Source organism: Streptomyces sp. NPDC048436, assembly GCF_043200355.1.
Taxonomy (GTDB): Bacteria; Actinomycetota; Actinomycetes; order Streptomycetales; family Streptomycetaceae; genus Streptomyces.
In genome coordinates this window covers 391,112-408,656 of the sequence record NZ_JBICXP010000005.1, presented here as the reverse complement: position 1 = coordinate 408,656, position 17,545 = coordinate 391,112, and the positions used below count along the sequence as shown (strand labels likewise).

Annotated in this window: 18 protein-coding genes and 1 riboswitch; of the genes, 7 read left to right on the top strand and 11 right to left on the bottom strand. The window is 71.1% G+C overall.

Going from position 1 to position 17,545, the window contains the following annotated elements; translation table 11 throughout:
• Positions 1-154 precede the first annotated feature (154 nt).
• Positions 155-889, top strand: a complete 735-nt coding sequence (locus ACGFX9_RS20395) for a response regulator transcription factor (protein WP_393473453.1) — start codon at positions 155-157, stop codon at positions 887-889.
• 38 nt (positions 890-927) lie between these two features.
• On the top strand, positions 928-2,352 hold the full coding sequence (locus ACGFX9_RS20390) for an ATP-binding protein (protein ID WP_393473451.1): 1,425 nt from the start codon (positions 928-930) through the stop codon (positions 2,350-2,352).
• Positions 2,353-2,418: 66 nt separating this feature from the next.
• On the opposite strand, the gene ACGFX9_RS20385 is transcribed toward ACGFX9_RS20390, so the two are convergent.
• The 3 genes from ACGFX9_RS20385 to ACGFX9_RS20375 form a co-directional block, all read right to left on the bottom strand.
• Positions 2,419-2,814 carry an ATP-binding protein gene (locus tag ACGFX9_RS20385; protein WP_393473448.1) on the bottom strand — a complete coding sequence of 132 codons (396 nt, stop codon included), beginning with the start codon at positions 2,812-2,814 and terminating at the stop codon, positions 2,419-2,421.
• 78 nt (positions 2,815-2,892) lie between these two features.
• Entirely contained in the window at positions 2,893-4,167 is a 1,275-nt protein-coding gene (locus ACGFX9_RS20380) for a metallophosphoesterase (RefSeq protein WP_393473445.1), read from the bottom strand.
• A gap of 63 nt (positions 4,168-4,230) precedes the next feature.
• On the bottom strand, positions 4,231-4,473 hold the full coding sequence (locus ACGFX9_RS20375) for an SCO4848 family membrane protein (protein WP_160506782.1): 243 nt from the start codon (positions 4,471-4,473) through the stop codon (positions 4,231-4,233).
• Between the two features lie 118 nt (positions 4,474-4,591).
• Here ACGFX9_RS20375 and ACGFX9_RS20370 point away from each other — a divergent pair, with 118 nt between their 5' ends.
• Entirely contained in the window at positions 4,592-5,851 is a 1,260-nt protein-coding gene (locus ACGFX9_RS20370) for a D-alanyl-D-alanine carboxypeptidase family protein (RefSeq protein ID WP_393473442.1), read from the top strand.
• Here the strand turns inward: ACGFX9_RS20370 and ACGFX9_RS20365 are convergent.
• Genes ACGFX9_RS20365 through ACGFX9_RS20350 form a run of 4 tightly spaced genes read right to left on the bottom strand, consistent with a single transcriptional unit; the run spans position 5,799 to position 8,675 of the window.
• A complete protein-coding gene (locus ACGFX9_RS20365; RefSeq protein WP_393473439.1) occupies positions 5,799-6,773 on the bottom strand; it encodes a YihY/virulence factor BrkB family protein in 975 nt (324 codons plus the stop codon). The genes ACGFX9_RS20370 and ACGFX9_RS20365 overlap by 53 nt on opposite strands.
• Positions 6,761-7,183: a GtrA family protein gene (locus tag ACGFX9_RS20360; RefSeq protein WP_393473992.1), complete on the bottom strand. Its 423-nt coding sequence runs from the start codon at positions 7,181-7,183 to the stop codon at positions 6,761-6,763. The genes ACGFX9_RS20365 and ACGFX9_RS20360 overlap by 13 nt, the downstream gene beginning before the upstream one ends.
• A gap of 26 nt (positions 7,184-7,209) precedes the next feature.
• Positions 7,210-8,160 carry a decaprenyl-phosphate phosphoribosyltransferase gene (locus ACGFX9_RS20355; RefSeq protein WP_393473436.1) on the bottom strand — a complete coding sequence of 317 codons (951 nt, stop codon included), beginning with the start codon at positions 8,158-8,160 and terminating at the stop codon, positions 7,210-7,212.
• On the bottom strand, positions 8,157-8,675 hold the full coding sequence (locus ACGFX9_RS20350) for a phosphatase PAP2 family protein (RefSeq protein ID WP_393473434.1): 519 nt from the start codon (positions 8,673-8,675) through the stop codon (positions 8,157-8,159). Before ACGFX9_RS20350 ends, ACGFX9_RS20355 begins: the two co-directional genes overlap by 4 nt.
• Positions 8,676-8,845: 170 nt before the next feature.
• On the opposite strand from ACGFX9_RS20350, the gene ACGFX9_RS20345 reads away from it, so the two are divergent.
• Positions 8,846-10,285, top strand: a complete 1,440-nt coding sequence (locus ACGFX9_RS20345; protein WP_393473431.1) for an FAD-binding protein — start codon at positions 8,846-8,848, stop codon at positions 10,283-10,285.
• 20 nt (positions 10,286-10,305) lie between these two features.
• Positions 10,306-11,061: a decaprenylphospho-beta-D-erythro-pentofuranosid-2-ulose 2-reductase gene (locus ACGFX9_RS20340; RefSeq protein ID WP_393473428.1), complete on the top strand. Its 756-nt coding sequence runs from the start codon at positions 10,306-10,308 to the stop codon at positions 11,059-11,061.
• A 16-nt stretch (positions 11,062-11,077) separates the two neighbouring features.
• Here the strand turns inward: ACGFX9_RS20340 and ACGFX9_RS20335 are convergent, their stop codons facing one another.
• The 3 genes from ACGFX9_RS20335 to glyA form a co-directional block, all read right to left on the bottom strand.
• Positions 11,078-11,665, bottom strand: a complete 588-nt coding sequence (locus ACGFX9_RS20335; RefSeq protein WP_393473425.1) for a 2'-5' RNA ligase family protein — start codon at positions 11,663-11,665, stop codon at positions 11,078-11,080.
• A gap of 83 nt (positions 11,666-11,748) precedes the next feature.
• Positions 11,749-12,762: a tryptophan--tRNA ligase gene (gene trpS, locus ACGFX9_RS20330; protein ID WP_393473423.1), complete on the bottom strand. Its 1,014-nt coding sequence runs from the start codon at positions 12,760-12,762 to the stop codon at positions 11,749-11,751.
• A 122-nt stretch (positions 12,763-12,884) separates the two neighbouring features.
• Entirely contained in the window at positions 12,885-14,198 is a 1,314-nt protein-coding gene (gene glyA / locus ACGFX9_RS20325; RefSeq protein WP_393473420.1) for a serine hydroxymethyltransferase, read from the bottom strand.
• Between the two features lie 40 nt (positions 14,199-14,238).
• Positions 14,239-14,329, bottom strand: a riboswitch (ZMP/ZTP riboswitch).
• Positions 14,330-14,440: 111 nt separating this feature from the next.
• On the opposite strand from glyA, the gene rocD reads away from it, so the two are divergent.
• The gene (gene rocD, locus ACGFX9_RS20320; protein WP_393473417.1) at positions 14,441-15,643 is read left to right on the top strand and encodes an ornithine--oxo-acid transaminase; all 1,203 of its coding nucleotides are present in this window, start codon (positions 14,441-14,443) and stop codon (positions 15,641-15,643) included.
• Positions 15,644-15,667: 24 nt separating this feature from the next.
• Here rocD and ACGFX9_RS20315 read toward each other — a convergent pair whose 3' ends face one another.
• Positions 15,668-16,456 (bottom strand): SAM-dependent methyltransferase, encoded by a 789-nt coding sequence (locus ACGFX9_RS20315; RefSeq protein WP_393473415.1) that lies wholly within the window; start codon positions 16,454-16,456, stop codon positions 15,668-15,670.
• A gap of 160 nt (positions 16,457-16,616) precedes the next feature.
• On the opposite strand from ACGFX9_RS20315, the gene ACGFX9_RS20310 reads away from it, so the two are divergent.
• Positions 16,617-17,468 carry a hypothetical protein gene (locus tag ACGFX9_RS20310; RefSeq protein ID WP_393473989.1) on the top strand — a complete coding sequence of 284 codons (852 nt, stop codon included), beginning with the start codon at positions 16,617-16,619 and terminating at the stop codon, positions 17,466-17,468.
• The last annotated feature ends 77 nt before the right edge of the window (positions 17,469-17,545 follow it).

The window sequence follows — 17,545 nt, the reverse complement described above, 5'->3', positions numbered from 1 at the left end:
TCCTCCTCCGCGTCGTCAGGTCCCCCGGGTCCGTGCTTCAGGAGGCTCAGCATCGGCGGCGCGGCGTCCCCCCGGTGCGGCACGGCCATGATTCTCAAGCAACTCCAAGACGCCGACCGGGTCTTCGTACAACGCCGGCGCCGATACTGGGGGCATGAGCCACGCCGAAGGCCAGCAGGGAACAGATGTCGCAGCGCCGGCGCCACAGAGCCCCGGTGCCACCGTCCTCGTCGTCGAGGACGAGCCGAGCATCGCCGACGTGCTCGCCATCGCCCTGCGCTACCACCACTTCGACGTGATGGTGGCGGGCACCGTGCGCGAGGCCCTCGCGCTCTCCGGGCGCACACGGCCCGATGTGGCGCTCCTGGACGTGATGCTGCCGGACGGCGACGGGCGCGCCCTGGCGAGGGAACTGCGGTCCCGGCGGCCCGATTTGGCGCTGCTCTTCCTGACCGCGCGGGACGCGCCCGCGGAGATCGTGGGCGCGCTCGGCTTCGGCGACGACTACATCACCAAGCCGTTCAACATCGACGAGGTCATCGCCAGGATCGGCGCGGTCCTGCGCCGCACAAGGGCCGGTGACGTACTCCCCCAGCGCCCACCGCTGCGCTACGGAGACCTCGAACTGGACGAGATGACGTACGTGGTGCGCCGCGCGGACCGCACGGCGCAGCTCACGCCCACCGAGTACGCCCTGCTGCGCTTCCTGGTGCGCAACGGCGGCCGTGTCGTGCCCAAGGAGCAGCTCCTTCGCCATGTCTGGCAGTACGAGCACACGGCCGAGTCGACCGTCGTGGAGACCTACATCAGCTATCTGCGGCGCAAGCTGGACGCGCTGGGCCCGCCGGTGATCACGACCCGGCGGGGTGTCGGATACGGCCTCGCATGAGGCGGGCGTACCGCGGGACGAAGCGTGGACACCGCGGGATGAGTTCGCTGCGCGCCAAGCTCACCTGGGTGAACGTGGCGCTGCTTGCCCTCGGCATCGCCGTGGCGACCGGCGTGAGCATCATGGGCATGCGCCACTACCTGCTGGACAACGTGGACGCCGAGCTGGCGCAGTCGCGCGACTCGCTGCTGAGCGCCGGGCTCACCATGAAGGAGATCGAGCGGCTCAGCGAACTGGGCATCGCGCTCGACAAGCTCTCGCCCGGCGGCAAGGGGAGTGCCGGCGCGCTCCCGCGCAGGGACACGATGTTCGTGGCGGTCGACAAGAAGGGCGAGCCCGTCGCCGTCGGCGCGCTCGCACCGACCCCGCGCCAGCGTTCCCTGGCCGCCGCCGTCGACGACCCCGCGGCGGTCGCCGCCGAGTCCCAGCCGCAGGGCGTCACGGTGGACGGCGACTCCCACCGCATGGTGGGCGCGCGGCTCGACGACGGCACGACGATCCTGATGGCCTCCTCCACGGCGGACGTGCAGTCGGGCATCAGGAAGGCGCTCAAGCTCGACGCCGCCCTGGGAGTGGTCCTGCTGGGGCTGCTCGCCGTCCTGACCATGGTCTCCGCGCACCACCGGCTCCGCCCCCTGGAGGACATGGTCGAGACCGCGTCCGCGATCGCCGACGGCGACCTGACCCGGCGCGTGCCCTCCAGCCGCGCCCCGGCCATGGAGACCGAGCAGCTGCGCCTCGCCCTCAACTCCATGCTCCACCAGGTCGAATCCGCCTTCGAGACCCGCGAGCGCAGCTCGGCACAGCTGCGCCGCTTCGTCGCCGATGCCTCGCACGAGCTGCGTACGCCCTTGTCGGCGATCCGCGGCTACCTCCAGCTGTACGGCAAGGGGATGCTCCGCGATCCGGCGGAACGCACGCGCGCGTGGAGCCGCGTTCTCTCGGAGACCGACCGCATGGGACACCTCGTCGACGAGCTGCTGACCCTGGCCCGCCTGGACCAGCAGCCGGAACTGAGCCTCAAGAGCGTCGACTTGAGCCGCCTTGTACGGGATGCCGCCGAGGATCTGCGTGCGCAGGAGCCCCAGCGCCCGCTCACGGTCCGCGCCGACGGATCGGTGCTGGTGCGGGCCGACGAGTCGGGGCTGCGCCAGGTGCTTGGCAATCTCCTGGCCAACGTACGCGTCCACACACCCGCCGATGCGCCGGTCACGCTGGGCGTGGAGCGGGAGGACGGGGTGGTACGGCTACGTGTCGCCGACGAGGGCCCCGGCCTCCCGGAGGAGGACGCCACACGGGTGTTCGACCGCTTCTTCCGGGCGGGCGGCGGCGCGGGCAGCGGGCTCGGCATGGCGATCGTGCAGGGGGTCGTAGCGGCACACGGGGGCGAGGTGGGGGTGGACACGGCACCGGGGTCGGGGCTCACGGTGACGGTCACATTGCCTGCGCAAAGGGCGAATTGAGGTCCCTCGGGCCTTTGGGGGCGGGCGCCCTCGCCGGGTGGCTCTCCCCCGCCGGGTGGGCCTCCCTCACCCCCGCACCAGTGCCCACACCGTCTTCCCGTGCCGTCCGCGTTGCCAGACGCCCCACGCCTCGGAGAGTGTGTCGAGCAGCCGCAGGCCGCGGCCGCTCTCCTCCCAGGGGTCCGTCTCGCGCAGCTCCGGGGAGGCCAGGCTCTCGTCGGAGACCTCTATGAAGCAGTCACCGTCGGCGAGCACCGTGACCGCCACCTCGAACTCCCGCTCAAGGACCAGGCCGTGGCAGACGGCGTTCGTCACCAGCTCCGAGACGAGGAGCACGACGTCATGCAGTGCCCGGCTCTCCTTCCCGTGCCCCCACGCCGCCAGATGATCGCGGACGCGAAGCCTGGCGAGCGAGACGGACGCCGGATGCGGTGGCAGCCGGAAAGTATGACGTCGCAACAATCCTCTTCCCCCCATGGCCACCAAAGCGCCGAGAACCGCACACACTTCCCACACTTGATGCTGCCCATCGACACACAGTTACACCTGTCGGGACGCCAGTTCGACGACCGTGATGTCGGACGGCGCCCCGACCCGCACCGGCGGTCCCCAGGCCCCCGCGCCCCGCGTCACATACAGCTGGGTGTCGCCGTACCGCTCAAGTCCGGCCAGCGTCGGGTTGGCCAGGTCGGCGATGAGATTGCCCGGCCACAGCTGCCCGCCGTGGGTGTGCCCGGAGAGCTGGAGGTCGACGCCGTGCTTGACGGCGTCGTGGATGACCACCGGCTGGTGGGCCAGGAGCACGGCGGCCCGCGAGCGGTCCCGGTCGCCCAGCGCCTTGGCGAAGTCGGGGCCGTGCCCCTCGCTCTCGCCCGCCACGTCGTCCACACCCGCGAGGTCGAAGCCGGGCAGTTCCGTACGGGCGTTCTCCAGCGGGCGAAGGCCGAGTTCGCGTACGTGATCGACCCACTGCCCGGCTCCCGAGAAGTACTCGTGGTTGCCGGTCACGAAGTACGTCCCATGCCGCGCGCGGAGCTGCGCGAGCGGGGCTGCGGCGGGCCCGAGGTCCTCGACACTGCCGTCGACGAGGTCACCGACGACCGCGATGAGGTCGGGCTGCGTTCCGTTGATCGTGTCGACCACGCGCCGGGTGAAGCCGCGGCCGAGAACAGGCCCCAGGTGGATGTCGCTGACCACGGCGATCCTGAACCCGTGCGCCCCGCGCGGGAGCTTGGCCAGCGGCACGGTGACACGCTTCACGCGGGGGCCGCGCAGGACGCCGTAGGTTCCGTAACCGACCGTTCCGACGGCGACGGCCGCGGCGCTCCCGCCGACGATCCGGGAGACGAAGAGGCGGCGCGAGGGGGTGGCTCGGGGGCGCGAGGGACCGGCTTGTTCTGCCGGTACTTCCTGCGAGGCGGCGCTCCGCTCCGGGGCCGTGTCCACCGCCGGAGTGCCGTGCTCTTCCGCCGGACCGATGCCCTCCGTAGAGGCCGCTTTCGACCGCCGCCTCAGGAGGAAGGGATGTACGAGCTCTCCCACCAGAAGCGCGAGCACCAGATAGATCGACAGCGCCATCCACATGAAGCCCGGCCAGGCAAGCACCTTCTGCAGCCAGAACGGCGCCCCAAGACGCTCACTCCCGACGGCCGCGAACATCAGCAGAGGCCCCGCCACGAAGACCACCGCGCCCGCCCGCCGGACGAACCCGGGACGGGCGGTCGTGTCCCGCACCAGCCGGCGCCACGCGTACCACTGCATGGCGGCGAGGACCGCGAGCGCGGCGAGACCGGCCAGCACGAACAGGATGACCACGGCGTACGCCCCTCAGCAGTGCCCGGAAGTGCCCTGAACGACCGATCGGCTACGACCGGCCGGCTATGACGTACGGCGCAGAGCACGCACTCCGCGCAACCCGATGGCCCCTACCACCGTCCCCAAGACAAAGGAGGCGACGGCGAGCGTCAGGTGCACCCAGAAGTACGCGGTCGGGTCGCCTGCGTCATCGAAGGCGAGCCCGCTGCCGTCCTTCCACAGGTTCTTGACGAAAGTGATCCAGATGAACCAGCTCCACACCCCGAAGGCGAGCAGGAACCAGGAGACCGGGCGGCTGAGCTTCATACGTTCAGTATCGCGAGCCTCCCTTCCGCACCGCCGCCGGGGTGGGGAGTCCGGGCCGCCGATGACACAGACCACCTCGGCGGCGACTTCCACAGCGGCGCCCTGTACGTTCTCGTCCGTGCCTGCCGTAAAAAAGACCGCCTTGTTGGTCACTTCCGCCGCATTGCTGACCATGTCGACCACAGCTCCCGCATGGGCGGACGGCAAGCCGGGGGGCGAGGAGAAGCCCAAGCCGCCCTCCTCCATGTCGACCGTCGGCGGCGCCAAGCTCGGTGAGCCAGGGACCCAGGTGAGCCTGAAGGACGGGGCGCCGGTGCTTCCCAAGGACCTGTCGGCGCGGTCCTGGCTCGTCTCGGACGCCGAGACCGGCGAGGTGCTCGCCTCGCACAACCCGCACTGGCGGCTGCCCCCCGCGAGCACCCTGAAGATGCTCTTCGCGGACACGGTCCTGCCGAAGTTCCCCAAGACGCAGGAGCACAAGGTCGCGCTCTCCGACCTGGCGGGCATGGGCGTGGGCAGCAGCCTGGTCGGCATCAAGGAGAACGAGACGTACACGGTCCACGACCTGTGGCTCGGCGTCTTCCTGAAGTCGGGCAACGACGCGGTGCACGTCCTGTCCGCGATGAACGGTGGCGTCCCGCGGACCGTCAAGGACATGCAGTCGCACGCCGAGGAGCTCCAGGCGCTCGACACCCATGTGGTCAGTCCGGACGGCTACGACGAGAAAGGGCAGGTCTCCTCGGCGTACGACCTGACGCTCTTCGCCCGCTCCGGGCTGCAGAAGAAGGACTTCCGCGAGTACTGCTCGACGGCGACCGCCAAGTTCCCCGGCGAGACCGAGAAGGTCACCAAGGGCAAGGACAAGGGCAAGAAGAAGCGCGGGTCCTTCGAGATCCAGAACACCAACCGGCTCCTTACGGGGGACGTCGGTCTCGACCCCTACAAGGGCATCGCGGGCGTCAAGAACGGCAGCACCACGAACGCGGGCACGACCTTCACCGGTGTCGCCGAGCGCGACGGCAAGGTGCTGCTCGTCACCGTCATGAACCCCGACTCCGGAGAGCAGCACGCGGTCTACAAGGAGACCGAACGTCTCCTCGACTGGGGCTTCCAGGCGTCCGGCAAGGTCAACCCGGTGGGCGAACTGGTCGGCCCGAAGAGTGCCGACACGGGCAGCGGCAAGGGCGCTCCCACCGCGGGCAAGGGTGACGCGGGGAAGGCCAAGAGCGTGGCGCACGCCTCCGGCAAGGAGTCGAGCGGTGCCGGGGTCGCGCTGGCGGTCGTGGGGGGCGTCCTCGCGCTCCTGGTGGCCGGCTGGTTCGTGATCAGCCGGCGGATGCCGCTGCCGGACCTGGTGCGGCGGAAGAGCCGCCGCTGACGTCGCCGGGCGCGGTCTGATCCTGATCCTGCTCCGGCTGGTCTTCCTGGTCTTCCTGGTTTTCTTCTGTACGTTGCTGCTTCCGCGTCGCCGTCCAGGCGGCGCAGAACAGCAGCAGCTTTGCCGTGAAGTTGATCCACAGGAGCAGCGCGACGGGCACTCCGAAGGCGCCGTACATGCTCTTCGCGGCGACGCCCCTCATGTAGCCGCCGAGCAGCAGCTTGAGCAGTTCGAAGCCGGCCGCGCCGATCAGTCCCGCGGTGATCAGATGGCGGCGGGGCGGCTGCACGCCGGGCAGCAGTGTCAGGACGTAGAGCAGCAGCAGGAAGTCCGCGAGGACGGCGATGGCGAACGCGAAGACCTGCAGCAGCGCCCCGCCCCAGCCGTCCTCGGAGACCCCGAGGAGGTCGGCGCTCCAGCCGACGGCGCTGGAGGCGAGGGTCGAAGCGATGAGCGAGGCGAGTCCCGCGCCGCCGAGGCCGAGCAGCACACCGGCGTCCTTGGCCTTGCGCAGGACGGGGTTCTCCTCCTCGTCCGCCAGCTCCCAGACGGCCCGCAGGCACTCCCTTATCGAGCCGACCCAGCCGATGCCGGTGAAGAGCAGGGCGGCGCCCGCGACGAGACCGACGGTGCCCGCGTTGGCGACCAGGGCGTCCAGGTTCAGTTGGTCGGAGATGCCGGGGACCTGCCTGGAGATGGTGTCCTCCAGCTTGTCCTGCTGACCGGTGGAGAGTGCCGCCGCCGCGACGGCGGCGGCGACGGTGATCAGCGGGAAGAGCGCGAGGAAACTGATGAACGTCATCGCGGCGGCGAGACGGGTCCAGTGCACGCTGTCGAGGCGCTCGTACGCGCTCCACGCGTGCGTGCGTGTCATCCGCTCCACCAGAGGGCCGATGCCGGGGAGCTTCTTCAGCCAGTCCATGACGCCTCCCTGCCCGTTGTCCGGAAGACCAAGGTCCGGGTACCCCAGAAACGCAGAACTGTGGCGAGCGCCATACCGATCCCCGCCCCGGAGATCGTGTCGGCGCGCTGCGAGGTGAGGCCGAGGCCGTAGTGGGACACGGCGATGCAGAGCAACTGCACGAGGGCGCCCGCGATGTTGACCGCGAAGAAGATCCCGTACTGGCGCAGGCGCGAGACCCCGGCCGTCTCGCGCCGGTAGGTGCCGAGCGCGTTGCCCGCGTACGCGACGGTGCAACCGGCGACGAAGGACAGCGCCTTGGCGGTCAGCGGGTCGAGACCGACGGGTCCGCGCAGCCAGATGAAGAGGCCGAGGTCGGCGGCGTACGCGCAGATACCGGCGGCGGCGAAGCCGAGCAGTTCGGGCCCCATGGCCCGCAGCCGCTCCCTGCGGGTGCTCACCAGTCGGCCACCGCGAGGCCGTACATCGCCAGCCACACCAGGCCGATGACGGCGAGTGCCCGGTCGCGCAGGACGACGTCCTCGGGTTCGCCGGCTGTGCCCCGGTCGGCGAAGACGGCGTACCGCAGGACCGCGAGGACGAAGGCGGCCATCGACAGCTGGCGCCAGGGCAGCAGGCCGTTGGTGGTGCCGCCGCTCTCCATGGCCCACAGGCAGTACGCGAGGACGGCGACCCCGGCGGCGAGCTGCCAGACGAAGCGGAGGTAGCCGGTGGTGTATTCGGTGAGCAACGCGCGCGTGGCGCCCGGTTTCTCGGAACTCCCCGCCATCTGGACGGCTTCGGAGTAGCGCTTGGCGGAGACCATGAAGAGCGCGCCGAAGCCCGTGGTGATCAGGAACCAGCGTGAGAGCGGGATGCCGAGGGCCACTCCCCCGATCATCGCCCGCATCAGGAAGCCGGTGGTGACGACCGCGAGGTCGACGACGAGGATGTGCTTGAGGCTGACGCAGTAGGCAAGTTGCATCACTACGTAGGCGGCGATCAACGCGGCCGTCAGAGGCGTGCAGAAGGCCGCGGCGGCCACGGGCGCGAGCACGGCGAGCAGCCCGCCGACGGCGTACGCGACCGGCACGGGCACCTGGCCCGCGGCGACCGGTCTGCGGCACTTGGTGGGGTGGGCGCGGTCGGCCTCGGCGTCGCGCGCGTCGTTGATGAGGTAGACGGCGGAGGCGGCGGCCGTGAACAGGCCGAAGACGACCGCGAGTTGAGCCAGTGAGTTCCGGGAGAAGAGTTCACCCGCGGCGGCGGGGGCCGCGACGACCAGGATGTTCTTCACCCACTGGCGAGGGCGCGCGGTCTTCAGGAGGCCGCGCGAGAGGGCGAGGGCGCGTGAGCCCGACGGCTGGGGCGGCTGGGGGCGTTCGATGAGCGCCGCGCGGTCGGTCATCGCCGGGGCCCGCCGTTCATCCAGGCGGCGCCCACGCGCGCGGTGAGGGCGCCGAGGGCCGCGCCGGCCGCCACGTCGCTCGGGTAGTGGACGCCGACGATCATCCGCGAGACGCACATCGCGGCGGCGAGCGGCGCGACGACGCGGGCTCCGACGGGGCTCAGCGCGCCGTACGCGACGGTGGCCGCCGCGGCCGAAGTGGCGTGCGAGCTGGGGAAGGAGTGGTGCCCCGCGGTCCTGACGAGGGGCTCCACGCCAAGTTCGCCGCCGGGGCGCGGGCGCCGTACGACGCGCTTGAGGCCCATGCTGGCCAGGTGCGCGGCGGCGGTCAGCGCCGTGGCGCGCAGCCAGGCGCGGCGCCGCTCGCGGTCGGCGGCGGCGCCCGTGAGGCCCGCGGCGATCCAGAGGGCGGCGTGCTCGCCGGTCCAGGACAGGGCGCGCGCGGCGGCTGCCACGCGCGCGTCGGAGCCGCAGTCGCGCAGGGCCGACAGCAGTCGGTGGTCCATGTCGTGCATGTGGCCTCTTTGTCGTCCGGGGGATTTCGAGGACCTGGTCCCTGGACTCTTCTAGGCGACCTCTCAATATTTACGGCAATATACGACGACACTCCATCAATCACCCATTTCGGTGAGAGCTCGTACGAATTGGGGCAAACTGCCCTTGCTCGGGCGATACGGTCACGCCTATGCCTGCCGACTCCGCTCCGCCCGCCGTCCCCGCGACCGCGACGACGCCCGAGGCCGTCTCCGCCGCGCTGATCGAGGCCGACTCCACCGTGCTGCCCGAGACCGTGTCCGTGTCGGGCTGGGGCCGCACCGCCCCGACCACCGCCCGTCTGATCCGCCCCCGTTCGCCCGAGGAGGCCGTGGCCGCCCTCAAGGCCTGCGGGGAGCGCGGCGGTATCGCCAGGGGCCTGGGGCGGGCCTACGGGGACGCGGCGCAGAACGCGGGCGGCGCGGTCCTGGACATGACCGGCATGGACCGCATCCACGCCATCGACGCGGACGCGGGCACCGTCCTGTGCGACGCCGGGGTCTCGCTGCACCACCTGATGGAAGTCCTGCTGCCGCTCGGCTGGTTCGTGCCGGTCACGCCCGGGACCCGCTATGTCACCGTCGGCGGCGCGATCGGCACGGACATCCACGGCAAGAACCACCACGGCTCCGGGTCGTTCTCGCGCCACGTGATGGCCATCGAACTGCTCACCGCCGACGGCACGGTGCAGGCGGTCGAGCACGGCACCGCCCTGTTCGACGCGACGACGGGCGGCATGGGCCTGACGGGTGTGATCCTCGCGGCGACGCTGCGACTGCACCCGGTGGAGACCTCGTTGATGTCGGTGGACACCGAACGCGCCGCCGATCTGGATGACTTGATGGCCCGCCTCACCGCCACCGACCACCGCTACCGCTACTCGGTCGCCTGGATCGACCTCCTGGCACGCGGCACGGCGATGGGCCGCTCGGTGCTCACGCGCGGCGACCACGCCCCCCTCGACGCCCTGCCGGCGCGCGCGCGTAGAGCCCCGCTGGCGTTCCGCCCCGGCCAGCTGCCGCCCGCCCCGCGCTTCCTGCCCGAAGGGCTGCTCGGCCCGAAGTCGGTGGGCCTCTTCAATGAGCTCTGGTACCGCAAGGCGCCCCGGCTGCGGTTGGGCGAGCTCCAGAAGATGTCGACGTTCTTCCACCCCCTGGACGGCGTCCCGCACTGGAACCGCGTCTACGGCCGCAGCGGCTTCGTCCAGTACCAATTCGTCGTCGGGTACGGCCAGGAGGAGGCCCTGCGGCGCATCGTGGGCCGCATCTCGGAGCACCGCTGCCCGTCCTTCCTCGCCGTACTGAAGCGCTTCGGAGAGGGCGATCCCGGCTGGCTCTCCTTCCCGATGCCCGGCTGGACCCTCGCCCTGGACATCCCTGCGAACCTGCCGGGCCTCGGCGCCTTCCTCGACGAACTCGACGAGGAGGTGGCCGCGTCCGACGGCCGCGTCTACCTCGCCAAGGACTCCCGTCTGCGGCCCGAGGTGCTCGCCGCGATGTATCCGCGGCTCGACGATTTCCGCGCGCTGCGGGCGGACCTCGACCCCCGCGGCCTGTTCCGCTCCGACCTCTCGCGCCGCCTCGCCCTCTAGCACCTCCAGGAGTTGGCCCCATGAAGGACGCCTTCGGCACCCCCCAGTCCCTGCTCGTACTCGGCGGCACCTCCGAGATCGGCCTCGCCACCGCGCGCCGCCTCATCGCCCGGCGCACCCGCACGGTGTGGCTCGCGGGGCGGCCGTCACCGGGCCTGGACAAGGCCGCGGCGGGTCTGCGCGAGCTGGGCGCGGACGTGCGCACCGTCACCTTCGACGCGCTCGACTCCGAGTCCCACGAGGCCGTGCTCGGCAAGGTCTTCGCCGAGGGTGACGTCGACATGGTCCTGCTGGCCTTCGGCATCCTCGGCGACCAGGCACGCGACGAGGACGAGCCGCTCTCGGCGGTGCGGGTCGCGCAGACGAACTACACCGGCGCGGTCTCGGCGGGCCTGGTGTGCGCGCGGTCCCTTCAGGCCCAGGGTCACGGCTCCCTGGTGGTGCTCTCCTCGGTCGCGGGCGAGCGTGCCCGCCGCTCGAACTTCATCTACGGGTCGAGCAAGGCGGGCCTCGACGCCTTCGCCCAGGGCCTGGGTGACGCGCTGCACGGCACGGGGGTGCACGTCATGGTCGTCCGCCCCGGCTTCGTACGCTCCAAGATGACGGCCGGTCTGGAGGAGGCCCCGATGGCGACCACTCCGGAGGCCGTCGCGGAAGCCATCGAGACGGGGCTGCGACGGCGCTCGGAGACGGTGTGGGTGCCCGGGGCGCTGCGGGTGGTCATGTCGGCACTGCGGCACGTGCCGCGGACGGTGTTCCGGCGCCTTCCGGTGTAAGGCGGTGCGGGTCCGGTCAGCGTGCGGGCAGCGCGCCGTGCGCGGCCGGGGCCGACGCCTGCGGGGGCACGACGGGGCCGCCGCCCCCGAACCCGAACTCCCGCAGCTTGCGCCACACTCCGTCGGCGCCCTGCTCATAGAGCGCGAAGCCGGTGCAGGGCCACTCGGCCTCGTACTCCGAGAGATCCTCGTACGCCCGGTCCATGGCCTCTTCGGAGATGCCGTGCGCCACGGTGACATGCGGGTGGTAGGGGAACTGCAGTTCGCGCGGCATGGGCCCTGACGCGTCCCGCACCCGCTCCTGCAGCCAGCCGCAGGCCGCGCCGCCCGCCACGACCTGCACGAAGACGACGGGCGACAGCGGACGGAACGTGCCCGTCCCGGAGAGCCGCATCGGGAAGGGCCGCCCGGCGGCCGCGACGGCCCCCAGGTGCGCCTCGACCGCGGGCAGCGCCGTGGCGTCCACCTCGGTCGGCGGCAGGAGCGTGACGTGGGTGTGGATGCCGTGCGCCGCGGGGTCACCGAAGCCCGCGCGCCGCTCCTGGAGCAGGCTGCCGTGAGGCTCCGGGACCGCGATCGACACACCGATCGTTACGGTCCCCACGTCGTACTCCTGTCGGTCGGATGGCGGGCGGAGGGCGGTCAGAGGGCGCTGGTCACCCGGGTCGGTACGGGGGACGGTGCGGCTCAGTGCTTGGCGGGCAGGAAGCCCACCTTGTCGTACGCCTGGGCGAGGGTCTCCGCGGCGACGGCACGCGCCTTCTCCGCGCCCTTGGCCAGGATCGAGTCGAGCGTCTCCGGGTCGTCCAGATACGCCTGGGTACGGTCCCGGAAGGGAGTCACGAAGTCGACCATGACCTCGGCGAGGTCGGTCTTCAGCGCACCGTAGCCCTTGCCGGAGTACTTCTGCTCAAGTTCCGGGATACCGAGGCCGGTGAGCGTGGAGTAGATGGTGAGGAGGTTGCTGACGCCGGGCTTGTCCACCGTGTCGTAGCGCACGACGGTGTCCGTGTCGGTGACCGCGCTCTTGACCTTCTTGGCGGTGGCCTTCGGCTCGTCGAGGAGGTTGATCAGGCCCTTCGGGGTGGACGCCGACTTGCTCATCTTGATCGACGGGTCCTGAAGGTCGTAGATCTTCGCCGTCTCCTTGAGGATGTACGCGGCGGGGAGGGTGAACGTCTCGCCGAAGCGGCCGTTGAAGCGGGTCGCGAGGTCGCGGGTCAGCTCGATGTGCTGGCGCTGGTCCTCGCCGACCGGGACCTGGTTGGCCTGGTAGAGCAGGATGTCGGCGACCTGGAGGACCGGGTACGTGAAGAGGCCCACGGAGGCGCGGTCCGCACCCTGCTTGGCCGACTTGTCCTTGAACTGCGTCATGCGCGAGGCCTCGCCGAAGCCGGTGAGGCAGTTCATGACCCAGGCGAGCTGGGCGTGCTCGGGAACGTGGCTCTGGACGAAGAGCGTGCAGCGCTCCGGGTCGAGGCCCGCGGCCAGGAGCTGGGCTGCGGCCAGGCGAGTGTTGGCCCGCAGGTCGGCCGGGTCCTGCGGCATCGTGATCGCGTGCAGGTCCACCACCATGTAGAAGGCGTCGTGGGACTCCTGCAGCGCCACCCACTGGCGGACCGCGCCGAGGTAGTTGCCGAGGTGGAACGAGCCCGCGGTGGGCTGGATTCCGGAGAGCACGCGAGGGCGTTCAGAGGCCATGGGGCCCATTGTCTCAGGTGGCTCCCATTGCTCCGAAACAGCCGTGTGACAGGTGTGCCGCGATCTTGTGATCCGGGGCGGGTGATCCGGGGCGGGCCCGCCTGGCCCGCCCCGGCCGGTGGTCAGTGGTTCGGCAGGCCCGGGGCCGGGTGCGCCGCCATCAGGTCGGCGACCTCGGACCTGATCTTCGTCAGGGCGTCCTCGTCACCCGCACGGGCCGCCGCGACGCCTCGGTCGATCCAGTCCGCGACGGTCGGCATGTGCTCCGTACCCAGACCGCGGGAGGTGAGCGAGGGGGTGCCGATACGGACGCCGGAGGGGTCGAACGGCTTCCTCGGGTCGTAGGGCACGGTGTTGTAGTTGACGACGATCCCGGCCCGGTCGAGGGCCTTGGCGGCGACCTTGCCCGGGACGTCCTTGGGGGTGAGGTCCATCAGGACCAGGTGGTTGTCGGTGCCGCCGGAGACGAGGTCGAAGCCGCGGGCGAGCAGCGCGTCGGCCAGCGCCCGGGCGTTGGCGACGACCGCGTGGGCGTAGTCACGGAAGGCGGGCTGCGACGCCTCGTGCAGGGCTACGGCGATGGCCGCGGTGGTCTGGTTGTGGGGGCCGCCCTGGAGGCCGGGGAAGACCGCCTTGTCGATGGCCTTGGCGTGTTCCTCGCGGGACATCAGCATCGCGCCGCGCGGGCCGCGCAGGGTCTTGTGGGTGGTCGTGGAGATCACGTCGGCGTGCGGCACCGGTGAGGGATGGGCGCCGCCCGCGATCAGGCCCGCGATGTGCGCGATGTCGGCGACGAGGACGGCGCCCGCCTCGTGGGCGATCTCGGCGAAGGCGGCGAAGTCGATGGTGCGCGGCAGGGCGGTGCCACCGCAGAAGATCAGCTTGGGGCGCTCCTTCAGCGCGAGGTCGCGTACCTCGTCGAAGTCGATGAGGCCCGTGTCCTGGCGTACGCCGTACTGGACGCCGCGGAACCACTTGCCGGTGGCCGACACACCCCAGCCGTGGGTGAGGTGGCCGCCCATCGGCAGGGCCATGCCCATCACGGTGTCGCCGGGCTCGGCGAAGGCGAGGTAGACGGCGAGGTTGGCCGGAGAGCCGGAGTAGGGCTGGACGTTCGCGTGCTCGACGCCGAAGACGGACTTGGCGCGGGCGACGGCGAGGCGCTCCACGGGGTCGATGTTCTGCTGGCCCTCGTAGTAGCGGCGGCCGGGGTAGCCCTCGCTGTACTTGTTCTGCAGGACCGTGCCGGAGGCTTCGAGAACGGCGGCGGAGACGTAGTTCTCGCTGGGGATCAGGCGCAGGGTGTCGGCCTGGAGCTGCTCCTCGGCGCCGACCAGTGCGGCCAGCTCGGGGTCCTGGGCGGCGAGCGAGGGATGGCTGAGGGTGTTCCGCACATTCGCGGAACTCGGGGAGTTCGGGACAGGGGGGTGGGTCATGGCGTCCTCCGGGGCGAGCGGTCAGTGTCCGGTCGTGGTCCCGGGGTGCCCAGGCGTACGGCACCTCGAAGGTTCAGCCTCGCACGGCTCCCTCGGGGTCCATTCCCCGCGCGCCAGTCGCCGTGCTGTACCAGGCAGCCTAGCGGGCACGCCGCGTCGGCAGGTTCCTTCGTCCACGATCCGGGCGACGATAGAGATTGGGCGCCACAACCGCCCCATGCCGCAGGACGAACGGAGACCCCGTGTCGAGCACCGAAGAGTTCATCACCTCGTCCGAAGCACACAGCGCGCACAACTATCACCCGCTGCCCATCGTGGTCGCGACGGCGGAGGGTGCGTGGATGACGGACATCGAGGGGCGCCGCTACCTCGACATGCTCGCCGGTTACTCGGCGCTCAATTTCGGACACGGCAACCGCCGTCTGATCGACGCGGCGAAGGCGCAGTTGGAGCGGGTGACGCTCACCTCCCGGGCCTTCCACCACGACCGGTTCGCCGAGTTCTGTACGCGGCTCGCCGAGCTGTGCGGCAAGGAGATGGTGCTGCCGATGAACACCGGGGCGGAGGCGGTGGAGACGGCGGTGAAGACCGCAAGGAAGTGGGGGTACCAGGTCAAGGGGGTGCCCGACGGGCGGGCGAAGATCGTCGTCGCGCGCGACAACTTCCACGGCAGGACCACGACCATCGTCAGCTTCTCGACGGACGCCGAGGCACGGGCGGACTTCGGTCCCTACACGCCGGGTTTCGAGATCGTTCCGTACGGCGATCTGACGGCGATGCGGGCCGCCGTCACGGAGAACACCGTGGCCGTGCTCCTGGAGCCGATCCAGGGCGAGGCCGGGGTCCTGGTGCCGCCGGCCGGGTATCTCGCGGGCGTCCGTGAGCTGACGCGCGAGCGGAACGTGCTCTTCATGGCGGACGAGATCCAGTCGGGGCTCGGCAGGACGGGGCGGACGTTCGCGTGCGAGCACGAGAGCGTGGTGCCCGATGTGTACATCCTGGGCAAGGCGCTCGGCGGGGGTGTCGTGCCGGTGTCGGCGGTGGTGGCGGACGCCGATGTGCTCGGGGTGTTCAAGCCGGGTGAGCACGGGTCGACGTTCGGCGGCAACCCGCTCGCGTGTGCCGTGGCCCTTGAGGTGGTGGACATGCTGAGCTCGGGCGAGTATCAGCAGCGGGCCACCGAGCTGGGCGAGCATCTGCACGCCGAGCTGGGGCTGCTCGCCGGCACGGGCGTGGTGACGCAGGTGCGGGGCCGCGGCCTGTGGGCGGGCGTCGACATCGACCCGTCGTACGGCACGGGCCGCGAGATCTCCGAGAAGCTGATGGACCGGGGAGTGCTGGTCAAGGACACCCATGGCTCGACGATCCGGATCGCACCGCCGCTGGTGATCAGCAAGGAGGACCTGGACTGGGGTCTTGATCAACTGCGGGCTGTGCTGGCGTAGTCCGGCGCCCGACCTGGGCGCCGCTCAGCGCTTGACGCCCACGCCGCCGAACATGGCCACGTCCTCGGCGGTGGCCTCCACCGCCTCCGCGCGCCAGCGGTTGCAGGACACGACGCCCGGGTCGAGCAGTTCGAGCCCGTCGAAGAACCGCTCCACCCGCTCCGGGGTCCGCTGCGTGAGCTTCGGCGTCCCGTTCTCGTTCCAGAACGCCACCGCGTCGTCCACGTCGGGCATCGCGGGGCTGGTGATCGTGTGCGAGAGGACCAGATGGCTGCCGGCCGGCAGCGCGTCGAGCAGGCGGCGCACGATGTCGTACGCCTCGGAGTCGTCGTCGATGAAGATGACGACTCCGAGCAGGATCAGCCCGACCGGCCGGGTGAGGTCCAGGGTCTTCGCGGCGTGTTCGAGGATCGTGTCCACGTTGCGCAGATCCTCGTCGAGGTAGTCGGTCTTCCCCTCGGGGGTGCTGGTGAGCAGGGCTCGCGCGTGGGTGAGGACCAGCGGGTCGTTGTCCACGTAGACGACACGCGATTCGGGGGCGATGCCCTGGGCGACCTCGTGGGTGTTGTCGGCGGTCGGCAGCCCCGTGCCGATGTCGAGGAACTGCCGGATGCCGCACTCGGTGACCAGATGACGCACGGCCCGCCCGAGGAACTGCCGGTCGGCGAGGGCGTAGGCACCGATGCCGGGGTGCAGGGCGCGGATCTGATCCCCGGCGGCCTGGTCGACGGGGTAGTTGTCCTTGCCGCCGAGCCAGTAGTTCCAGATCCGGGCCGTGTGGGGCTGCGTGGTGTTGATCCTGCTGTCGGCCATGGTCGGTTCGCCTCCGGGTGCGTCATCGATCAACCGGCAGCGTACTTGGGTGAGTTGAGCGCAGCCGCCCCGGCCTCGGAGAATCACGTCCGGCGGGGATCGCGCGTACGAGCGGCTCCGCCGAATCCGTCTCCTCTACAGTCGCCTCGTGTCTCTTGGGATGATTTGCGCACTCGGTTCAGCGGTCTGCTTCGGCACGGCCTCGGTCTTCCAGGCGATCGCCGCGCGCGCCACGGCACCGGGGACGGGGTCCGGGGTCGATCCCGCGCTGCTGCTTCGCGCGGTGCGGCAGTGGCGGTACGTCGTGGGGCTCGGGCTCGACGGGCTCGGGTTTCTGCTCCAGATCGTGGCGTTGCGCTCCATCCCGATCTACGCCGTCGGGGCGGCGCTCGCCGCGAGCCTCGCCGTCACCGCCGTGGTGGCCTCGCGGTTGCTGCGGGTGCGGTTGAGCGGGGTGGAGTGGGGAGCCGTGGGGGTGGTGTGCGCGGGGCTCGCGATGCTGGGGCTCGCGTCGGGGGACGAGGGGGAGGGCGTCGGGTCGACGACTCTGCGGTACGTGATGCTGGGCGTGGCGGTGGGGGTGTTGCTGCTGGGTGCCGTGGCCGGGCGGCTGCCGGGGCGGGGGCGGGCGTTGGCTCTCGGGCTCGGGGCGGGGCTGGGGTTCGGGGTGGTGGAGGTGGCTGTGCGGCTGATTGACTCCGTCCGGGTTGGCGCCCTGATCTCCAACCCGGCTGCGTACGCGTTGCTCGTGGGCGGAGGCGCGGCGTTTCTGCTGCTCACGTCCGCGCTGCAGCGGGGGTCGGTCACCACCGCCACCGCGGGGATGGTGATCGGGGAGACGATCGGGCCCGCGGTGGTGGGGGTGGTGTGGCTCGGGGACCGGACGCGGGGCGGCATGGAGTGGCTGGCGGTGCTCGGCTTCGCCATTGCCGTGGCGGGGGCGCTGGCTTTGGCCCGGTTTGGCGAGGCGCCTGCACCTGCGGAGGGCTTGCCGGTAGAGGGGGCGCGGTAGGGGCGATCCCTGCGGGGCTTTCCCCAGTCCCGCCCTTTCCCGACCCTGGGCTCCGCCCCGGACCCCGCTCCTCAAAC